Below are 8,439 nucleotides of genomic sequence, written 5' to 3' on the forward strand. Positions count from 1 at the left end.
GCATGAGTCAGTGACTCCTTTCATCCGAAGACCAGATTGTCAGGGGAAACCGCACTAACTATTAGACGTTGTCAGACACCGAAGGATGCGTCAAAAGGCACGAATCAGCTGGTTTTTAGACAAGCTCCACTTCCCATATTCTCTATGAATCCAAAGCCTGTCAATATTGTTCCGGACGGCAGTAGATGATCATTGACATGGCCCAAGGCATTTCGGACTTACGATTCTGCATTGCCGATTGGCGGGCACGGGCGGCCGACGGCTTACGGCTAACTGCTAACGGCCTCGGTCGTTCATCGTTCTTTCGTACATCGTTCATCGTTGGTTTCGGACGCCTCTGTCGGATAGTGCGTACATCGTTGATAACTCAGCCAAGGGAGGACTGCAATGCATCCGGACACGGCCAAGTATAACAAGTCACTGGCTTCAGAAGACCGGAAGATCTGTGATCTCCTGGCGGGGGAAATCGACAGATGTCTGCCTGAGGCAGAAAACAAGATATGGCACGCCCATCCTGTGTGGTTCCTGGACGGAAACCCTGTTGTCGGGTACAGCGAGCTGAAGGACGGTGTCCGCCTTCTCTTCTGGAGCGGTCAGTCCTTTGAGGATGAAGGGCTCACGAAAGAAGGCAGCTTCAAAGCGGCCGACGCTCGCTACACTGCCGCTGACCAGGTAGACAGGGAGGACCTGAAGCGCTGGCTGGCAAAGGCCCGGGTCATTCAGTGGGACTACAAGAACATAGTTCGTCGAAAGGGTCAGCTGAAGCGGCTCAAATGAGAGTTCATCAACCCTTCCAGGGGGTGAGCCGGAATTCGGGGACAGCAGATGCTTGTTGACACGGCCCAGGTCATTTTGGATTTGCGATTCTGGATTGCCGAGACCGCCAACGGCCCACGACATTGTGGATTGCCGATTGAAGATTGCCGATTGGCGGAGCGGTAAGCCGTGAGGTGTAAGCCGAAAGCGAGTGTCGCGGCAGGTTGGCGGGTATAGACAGCACCAGGAGGTCGAGCCGGAATGAGAGGCGATGAGTGAGTGACAATCTGCCCGAGCGTAGGGCCACGGGCTCCGAGATCGTGTTCTATCAGACCGAGGATGGCAGGAGCAGAATCGAGGTCAGGCTTGAGGAGAACACTGTCTGGCTGACCCAGCGGCTGATGGCCGAGTTGTTCCAGACGACCGTGGCGAATGTCAATATTCACCTCAAGAACCTCTACGACGAGGGCGAACTGCGGCCGGAGGCAACTATTAAGGATTACTTAATAGTTCGGACCGAGGGATCGCGAGAGGTCAAGCGCCCCATGCAGTTCTACAATCTGGACGCCATACTCGCCGTCGGTTACCGCGTGCGGTCGGAAAGGGGAACGCGGTTCCGGCAGTGGGCGACTGAAAGGTTGCGGGAGTATCTAGTCAAAGGCTTCGTGCTGGATGACGAGCGATTGAAGGAAGGCCGAACGCTCGGCTCCGACTACTTCGACGAGCTGCTCGAGCGCATCCGCGACATCCGGGCGAGCGAGAAACGGTACTACCAGAAGATTCGAGACATCTACAGGTTGGCTGTTGACTATGACCCGGATGCTGAGGCAACCAAGGAGTTCTTCCAGATTATCCAGAACAAGCTGCACTGGGCGATCGCGGGCAAGACCGCAGCAGAGATAATCGCTGAGCGGGCTGACGCCCGCAAACCCAACATGGGCCTCACGTCGTGGAAGGGCACGAAGGTGCGTCGGACCGATGTAGTCGTGGCCAAGAACTATCTGAATGAGAAGGAAATCGGCGAGTTGAACCGGATCGTCGTGATGTACCTCGACTACGCCGAAGATCAGGCGAAACGCAGGAAACCCCTGTACATGCGCGACTGGCGTGCCAAGCTCGACGCGTTCCTGCGGTTCAACGAGCGAGAGGTGCTGCAGTATCCGGGCAAGGTCTCGATGGAAGTCGCGCAGGCGCTGGCCCTGGAGCGGTTCGAGGCCTACAATCGAGCGCGGCTGGCACGCGAGGCCGCCACTGAAGACGACTTGGACCTCACCGCAAGACAGCTTGAGCGCGACGCTGCAAGGCAGTCGCGTCGGAAGACTCGCAGACGCTAGGCATTCGAACGACACGGCCGACAAGCACTCATCGTCCCATCTGACAGACTGTGGATGAGAATCAAGCGGAGATAGCCGAACTGGAGCAGCGGCTGAGGCTGCTTGACGCCGAGAGGCATGCGCTGACGGACCGCCTTGTGTCATTGAAGCGCAGCTCGACGCAGGGCGCCGAGCCGCTGGGATGTCCCGCCGCGGCGCAAGTCCCCACGTCTGCCGAGGACCGGGTTGCTCTGTTCCTTTCTCTGTTTGGTTGCCGGTTCGACGTGTTTCCAAGGCTTTGGGAGAACCCACGTAGGGGGACGAAGGGCTACGCGCCCGCATGTCGAAATGAGTGGGTTCGGGGCGTCTGCCAGAAGCCCCAAGTCAAATGCTCCGAGTGCCCCAGCCAAGCTTTTCTCCCGCTGGATGGCTGCGTAGCCGAGGCCCACCTTCGGGGTAGCTGTACGATCGGCACCTACGCCATACGGACCGAGGACACGTGCATCTTCCTGGCCTGCGACTTCGATGGACAGGGATGGCAGGAGAACGTGTTGGCATATCAACGAGTCGGGGCCGAGCTTGGAGTAGACGTGGCTGTCGAGAGGTCACGCTCCGGGAACGGTGCCCATGCCTGGCTGTTCTTCAGCGAACCGGTGCCGGCACGACTTGCGCGACAGCTCGGGACGCTGCTTCTGACGCGGACGGTTGACAGATCGCCGCTGATGGGCTTCGGGAGCTTCGACCGGTTCTTCCCGAATCAGGATTTCCTGCCGAAGGGCGGGTTCGGCAATCTCATTGCGCTGCCGTTGCAGAAGGTGCCGCGGGAGCGGGGAAACAGCGTGTTCCTGACTCCGGCCCTTGAACCCGTACCGGACCAGTGGGCGTATCTCGCGCGGGTCCACCGCCTCGGCATCGCCGACGTTGAGTCGATCATCCACCGAATCGGGATGCTGAACGCAGGTGACGTCCGCGATGGTGCGCGGGACGATAGCACCTCGGATGTGCGCACCGATGACTACCTGCTCGTCCCCCGGGAAGGCGGGGCGGAGCCGCGGATGACAGGCATCCCTGTCGCCATCCGACTCGGGCCGCAACTGACCATCTCGCTTGACGGAATCCCTGCCCGGCTGGTTGGTCGTCTCAAACGACTCGCTGCGTTTCCCAACCCGGAGTTCTTCAAGCTGAACCGGCTACGTCTGCCGACGTACCCGCATCCTCGGATAGTCTTCGGCGGCGAACTGCAGGCTGACCGAATCCTGCTGCCGCGGGGAGTCCTCGACGGAGCGGTTCGGATTCTGAGTTCCGCCGGCGCCAACGTGTCGGTAGTGGACAAGCGAGAGCGTCTGAAGCGCATGCGTGTTGAATTCCGGGGTGCACTCACGCCTGAGCAGGCGAACGCACTTCGGGTCCTGAGCAAGCACGAGTTCGGGGTCTTCGTGGCTCCCCCTGGCGCGGGCAAGACGGTCGTCGCGTGCGCACTGGTGGCGGCACGCAGGACACCAACACTGATCCTGGTGCACCGGCAGCCGCTGGTGGAGCAATGGCGAAGCAGACTCACCCAGTTCCTAGACGTAGCCGAAGAAGGAGTGGGCTTGGTTTCAGGGACCAAGAAACGCACGACCGGTAGGGTGGACATCGCCATGCTTCAGACACTGAGTCGTGCACCCGACCTAGGCGAAGCCCTCCCGTACTACGGACAGGTCATCGTGGACGAATGCCATCACATCCCGGCCCTCTCTTTCGAACAGGTACTCAAGCAGCTTCCCGCGAGGTTCGTGCTGGGGCTCACGGCCACGCCCTATCGAAAAGACGGTCTTCAGAAGATCATACACTTCCAATGCGGGCCAATCCGCCACGAGGTTCGGTCGCTGGAAATCGGAGAAGTGCCAAAGCGAGTAGTGGTACGGGAGACAGGGTTTAGCATTCCCGAGGAAGCCGGTCCTAGAGCCCCGTTTCACGTTGTCTGGCATTTCCTTGTCAGGGACGCCGCGCGGAATGAGAAGATCGCCGGTGACGTGGTCCAAGCGCTCCTGCAAAATAGGGTACCGCTCGTGATCTCAGATCGGAGAGAACACCTGCAGTCGCTCTGCGAAGTGATTCAGATGCAGAGCAGCGGGGCAGACATCCGCGTGTTCAAGTTGGACGGCGAAGTGCCCCTGACCGCGCGAATGAAGTTGATGTCCGAGCTGCGTGCTGCAATTGACCGGAAGCAGAAGGCCTGCCTGGTGTCAACCGCTTCGCTGGTTGGCGAGGGATTTGACCTGCCGGCGCTGGATACGCTCTTCATGGCCTTGCCCATCTCGTTCAAAGGGAGGGTGGTCCAGTATGCCGGGAGACTACAGCGGCCGAGCGAGGGAAAGAAGGATGTTCTGGTCTACGACTACGTTGACTCACGCTGCGCGATAGCTCTGAAGATGTACCGGAATCGTCTGCGGGCGTACCGATACATGGGATACACCGTTGAAGAGCCTGCAGGGATGGTCGGTTCCAGTCGTCCAACGACGTAACCGGCATCCGAGGAACTCAGGAGCGGTCATCGATGCTGCCGGGACGTACAACCAGATCTTCGGGGACAGCAAATGACTATTGACACGGCGAAGGTGTTCACCGCACATCGTTCTTCGTCCATCGTTCATCGTTCATGCGACCGCGGATTGCCGATTGGCGGAGCGGTTGAGCACGGCCGACGGTCCACGGCCTCGGGCAGGCGTGACTCAGGCTTGGTTTCGGCTATACTGAGACAATGGTCAAGAATGCTGCAGTGCTGGAGCGGTTTGAGGCGGAGTTCATCCGCAGTCAGCCTGCCGACATTCGCCGCAATCTGGCCATCGTCGAAGCGCTTGCTCAAGAGGCCGAGCATCTGGGCGTATTTCGGCGCAAGGACCCGCTGGAGGGCATCGAAACCATCATCCGCGTAGCCCGCGCAGTCAATCGTGTTTGAGGCCCTACTCGCGTTGCTCACCCGCGACGCCGACTCCGCCTTCCGCCGGTTCATTGAGTCCTAGGCCGGCGGTCCGCGCTCGACTTGGCCGCGCTTGACGCGGGCGCAGTTTCTGGTATCTACTGAGAGTCATAGTCTGCAGGTTGCAGTATGCAGGTTGCAGTGGGGAGTCCGTCTTGGCGTTCTTGGCGGTTCCTCTTCTGCTCAGAATGTGGAGGAAATGTGCTGAGTGATATTGAGATTGCACAGCGGGCGAAGCTGAGGCCGATTGCCGAGATTGCAGCCGGGCTCGGAATCACCGACCCGAATCTGATTCTGCCAAACGGGAACTACAAGGCGAAGCTGTCAGTCAGGCTGCTGGACCAGTTGAACGACAGGCCGGTCGGCAAGCTCGTCCTCGTGACCGCGGTGACGCCGACCAAGTACGGCGAGGGGAAGACCACCGTATCGACCGGTCTGTCGATGGCGTTCAACCGACTGGGGAGGAAGTCAATCGCGGTTCTGCGTCAACCTTCACTCGGGCCGGTGTTCGGCATCAAGGGCGGCGCCGCAGGAGGGGGGTATTCCCAGGTGCTGCCGATGGAGGACATCAACCTTCATTTCACCGGCGACTTCCACGCGGTCACGGCTGCACACAATCTGTTGTCGGCGATGCTGGACAATTCGATTCACTTTGACAATCCGCTGCGGATCGACGGCCGCGAGATAGCCTTCCCGCGCACGATTGACATGAACGACCGGGTGCTGCGAATGATGGTCGTGGGTCTGGGGGGCCGGGCGGATGGGCCGGCGCGCGAGGATAGTTGTGTCATCACGGCGGCGTCGGAAGTGATGGCGATTCTGGCCCTGGCTTTGAACCGGGCCGACCTGAAACAGCGGCTGGCCCGGATTCTCGTAGCCCAGAGCTACGACGACAAGCCGATCACTGCGAACGACCTCGGCGCGACCGGGGCGATGGCTGTGCTGCTCAAGGACGCCATCAAGCCGAATTTGGTGCAGACTACGGAGAACACGCCCGCGCTCATCCATGCCGGGCCGTTCGCCAACATCGCCCACGGTACCGCGAGCATCATCTCGATCAACGCGGCACTGCGTCTGTCGGAGTACGCGGTGGTTGAGGCCGGGTTCGGGTCCGACCTCGGGGCGGAGAAGTTCGTCGACATCGTCGCACCGCTCGCCGGCTGGAACGTCGCTGCCTGCGTGCTGGTGGCGACGGTCCGGGCGATGAAGCACCAAGGAGGAGCGAAGGACGCGAAGAAAGGGACGCTCACGCACCTGTGGAAGGGACTTGAGAATCTGCGCCGGCACATCGGGAACTGCCGGACGTTCGGGTTCGAGCCGGTCGTGGCGCTCAACCGTTTCGAGGCAGATACGGACGATGACCTTGAGCTGGTGAAGCGGTACTGCAACGAACACGGCGTGGCGTGCGAGGTGAGCACGGGATTCACTGAAGGCGGCAAGGGCTGTGAGGACTTGGCGCAGGCGGTGGTGAAGCAGATACAGGAGAAGCCGGGGCAGAACAAGCCGGTGTACGACAATGCCGCCAAGGTTGAGGCGAAAATCGAGGCGGTCGCCCAGAAGATATACGGAGCTGACCGGGTTGTGTATACACCCCGGGCCGAGCGCGACCTGAAGCGCATCTACATGCTCGGTTACGACAAGATGCCCGTCTGTATCGCCAAGACGCCGCTGTCTTTCTCGGACGACCCGGAGTGTGTGGGTGCCTGCGAGGGTTTCAGAATAGTCATTTCGGCGGTCCACATCCGTGCCGGAGCCGGGTATCTCGTGCCGGTGGCGGGCGAGATTGAGCTGCTGCCTGGGCTGGCCAAGAAGCCCAATGCGCTGAAGATAGACATCGCGGACGACGGGAAGCTGAGCGGGCTGTCGTGACGCATGCCTGACGCCGGACGCACCACGCCCGACGCGACCTAGGACGAGAGACGTGAAGCTCAGGCATCCAATGGACTACTCGCGGGCGAAGACTCGGCGTGAAGTCCTCATCCGTCAGCGTCGGGATTTGTGGACCCCGGAGCAGGTCGAGAGTCTGGCTTCGCACTTTCGACTCAGGCCCGGGATGAAGGTGTTGGATGCAGGCTGCGGGTTTGGATACGCCATGCGAACCTGGGGAAGATTCTGCATGCCCGGCGGCGAGTTGGTCGGACTGGACCGGGACCCGAAGCTGCTCGCTCAGGCTGTGCGGTTCTGCAGGAAGGAGGGGCTGGCGAGAGCAGCGCGGTTCGTCACTGGCGATATCTACAAGATGCCCTTCGAGGAAAACAACTTCGACCTCGCTCTGGCTCACGTCGTCTTCTGTCACTTGGCCGAGCCGGAGAAGGCACTGGACGAGATGATACGAGTGACGAGACGGGGTGGCTGCGTCGCGGTGTTCGATAACGCGATGACAGGCAGCGCCAGTTCGGGCTGGTTCAGCTGGTCGGATCCGACCGTTGGTGAGCGAATTCTGGCGTACGAGGTCGGAGTACGGATGATGGAGGGACGGCGCAGACTTGGCTTTGGCGATTGGTCCGTAGGTTGTTACATGCCGGCTCGGATGGAGGCACGCGGCATGGAGAATGTCGGCGTACGCATGAACGAGCGGGTTGTCTGGATAGCGCCACCCTATCGCTCGCCCGAGCAGCAGGTCGCCTACCAGAACATGCGGGAACGCCTGAAGGAGCCGTCCAGGTTCAGGTTGAGCAAGAGAGATATCGAGCAGATGCGGGCGGGCAGCCTGTCTCGCAGCAAATTCGTGCGAAACCATCGGCGAGGGCGCTCTGCGACGCGTAATCTCCGGAAGGCGATCCGGAGCCGTACCGCGGCATCCGCATGGTCCAGTCCGTTCTGGTGTATCTGGGGCTTCAAGCCCTGAAGTGACGGCGCTTGGTAGAGTGAGTCGGGAGTAGCCACCCGGACGGGCGGCGGTTTGCCTAGCCGGCGAAGAGGCTGTGGCTTGAGAAGTTGGGGTCGCTGGTCAGGTTCACGCCCAGCTTGCGCAAGCCTTCTTCGTCGCCAGGCGTGGGGATGTGCGTGCTGTGGACCTCGCAGCCCTGCAAGTCCTTCAGCCGCTCAAGTGCCAGGTGGGCTGTCGGGTTTGTGGTTGCGCTGACGCTTAGCGCAATCAGGGTCTCGGCCAGATCGAGGCTCACGGTCCGTTTCCTGAGGACGTGTCGGTTGAGGCCAGCGATGGCCTCAATCACCGCCGGTGACAGGAGATGGATTTGATCCGGGATCCCGGCAAGCTGCTTCGCCGCGTTCAGTATCAAGCTGGAAGCGGCGTGCATGGAGGTCGAGTTCTTGCCAGTTACTACGGAGAGCACTAAATGTTTGACAGCTTGAGGTCATGTTGCCGCATATCGGACGTGCTCTTCCGCAAAGTAACTCCTGACCACTTCTGGCTGGCGTTGCCGGCTGCGTAGGTAGGATCGGGCC

At 60.6% G+C, this 8,439-nt stretch carries 7 protein-coding genes; 6 read left to right on the forward strand and 1 reads right to left on the reverse strand.

Annotated features, from left to right (window positions below; all coding sequences use genetic code 11):
* The first annotated feature begins 387 nt into the window (after window positions 1-387).
* The 6 genes from FJY68_12390 to FJY68_12415 all read left to right on the forward strand — a co-directional run bounded on the left by FJY68_12390 (window position 388) and on the right by FJY68_12415 (window position 7,879).
* The gene (locus tag FJY68_12390; GenBank protein ID MBM3332623.1) at window positions 388-777 is read left to right on the forward strand and encodes a DUF1801 domain-containing protein; all 390 of its coding nucleotides are present in this window, start codon (window positions 388-390) and stop codon (window positions 775-777) included.
* 380 nt (window positions 778-1,157) lie between these two features.
* Window positions 1,158-2,090 carry a virulence RhuM family protein gene (locus tag FJY68_12395; GenBank protein MBM3332624.1) on the forward strand — a complete coding sequence of 311 codons (933 nt, stop codon included), beginning with the start codon at window positions 1,158-1,160 and terminating at the stop codon, window positions 2,088-2,090.
* Between the two features lie 50 nt (window positions 2,091-2,140).
* Entirely contained in the window at window positions 2,141-4,576 is a 2,436-nt protein-coding gene (locus FJY68_12400; GenBank protein MBM3332625.1) for a hypothetical protein, read from the forward strand.
* A 236-nt stretch (window positions 4,577-4,812) separates the two neighbouring features.
* Window positions 4,813-5,010: a hypothetical protein gene (locus FJY68_12405; GenBank protein ID MBM3332626.1), complete on the forward strand. Its 198-nt coding sequence runs from the start codon at window positions 4,813-4,815 to the stop codon at window positions 5,008-5,010.
* A 150-nt stretch (window positions 5,011-5,160) separates the two neighbouring features.
* Window positions 5,161-6,900 carry a formate--tetrahydrofolate ligase gene (locus tag FJY68_12410; GenBank protein MBM3332627.1) on the forward strand — a complete coding sequence of 580 codons (1,740 nt, stop codon included), beginning with the start codon at window positions 5,161-5,163 and terminating at the stop codon, window positions 6,898-6,900.
* A 52-nt stretch (window positions 6,901-6,952) separates the two neighbouring features.
* Window positions 6,953-7,879, forward strand: coding sequence for a methyltransferase domain-containing protein (locus FJY68_12415; GenBank protein ID MBM3332628.1), 927 nt, complete (start codon window positions 6,953-6,955; stop codon window positions 7,877-7,879).
* Between the two features lie 58 nt (window positions 7,880-7,937).
* On the opposite strand, the gene FJY68_12420 is transcribed toward FJY68_12415, so the two are convergent.
* Window positions 7,938-8,327 (reverse strand): DUF1846 family protein, encoded by a 390-nt coding sequence (locus FJY68_12420; GenBank protein MBM3332629.1) that lies wholly within the window; start codon window positions 8,325-8,327, stop codon window positions 7,938-7,940.
* Window positions 8,328-8,439: the final 112 nt, after the last annotated feature.

The organism is candidate division WOR-3 bacterium (assembly GCA_016867815.1).
Classification (GTDB): domain Bacteria; phylum Hydrothermota; class Tepidihabitantia; order Tepidihabitantales; family Tepidihabitantaceae; genus UBA2258.